At 28.3% G+C, this 1,097-nt stretch carries 2 protein-coding genes; both read right to left on the bottom strand.

Annotation, left to right across the window (positions count from 1 at the left end):
- Positions 1 to 43 precede the first annotated feature (43 nt).
- Positions 44 to 538: a hypothetical protein gene (locus ETU08_RS00485; protein ID WP_146310472.1), complete on the bottom strand. Its 495-nt coding sequence runs from the start codon at positions 536 to 538 to the stop codon at positions 44 to 46.
- A 19-nt stretch (positions 539 to 557) separates the two neighbouring features.
- On the bottom strand, positions 558 to 1,097 hold a 540-nt coding region (locus ETU08_RS00490; RefSeq protein WP_311388693.1), incomplete at its 5' end, for a scabin-related ADP-ribosyltransferase.

The raw sequence follows: 1,097 nt of genomic DNA on the forward strand, positions 1-1,097 counted from the left end.
TACTCCATAAAGTATATCTTTTAATAAGCTTTTTTCCATAATCTTAATAAGGTAAGCCTTCTATACTTTTTAACCATTGATTGTAATATGCTTTCTGTTCTTGGACAGTTGCTATTTGATTTACATCTTCTTCTGGATCAAAAAGATTGATTCTTACAAATTCTTTATCAATTCTTTTACCTAATGTTAAATGAGTAGTATAGATAGAATATTGTAGTCGAGGAATTATATAATTACTTAAAACACATCCCTTAATTAATAATTTTAATTCTATTTGTTCTATCTTAATACAAAGCCCATAAAAGGCACTACCAATTCTATCAGAATAATTTTTAAGCGAATTTCCAGTTTCATCATGATATTCTAAAAAGAATACTTCATATTTCCCCTGAAATTCATATTTCTTATTTTCAACAATATCATATATTGTAGGATTTTCTATATTTTCAGTCCAAATATTAATACTTGCATCAAGTATCTTGTGTTGAAAATTCAAACTTTTTATATTAAAACATTTAAAATTTTCTTTATTATTCATTTTAATTAGATTACATGTATTAATAAGGACAAAGCCATTTAATATCATTAGGATTTTTGATATCTTTAGCAGGAGTATGACCTATAATATTTTCATTAGGTATTTTATTTATGACCGAAAATTCTTTTTCCAGAGGATATGGACTTTTAGCTCCTAAAACTTCATTGACATTTACTCCTTTGGAGTCATCAACCTGAATCTTATAAACATATCCTTCTCCATTATAGTAATCATTACCAAAATTTATAGCACTGTTTATATCATAGGTAGTAGAGATATATTGAGAAGGAGTGTTATTTTTGGCATAATCTAATAAATCAACATTTGCATTCGGAGATTTTGCGTTAAATCCACCTTCCGCATTTATCACATCAGGAGATCTTCTATCAAATCTATATACAGTAATTAAATCCAATCCAAACAAGTCGATCATCGTATTGGAGTCATACGTATACGCATACATATTAGGGTTATTTCCAAGTAGTCCGATGGGGTCTTTGGAGATGTATTGTCCAGTTTCGGGATTGTAGTAACGGAAACGATTATAGTCTAACTCTGC

The organism is Apibacter muscae, assembly GCF_007845635.1.
In the GTDB taxonomy this organism is placed as follows: Bacteria; Bacteroidota; Bacteroidia; order Flavobacteriales; family Weeksellaceae; genus Apibacter; species Apibacter muscae.

Excerpts from the sequence above, each read along its gene's own strand:
- ETU08_RS00485 (WP_146310472.1), bottom strand. The coding sequence starts at position 538 with ATGAATAATAAAGAAAATTTTAAATGTTTTAATATAAAAAGTTTGAAT.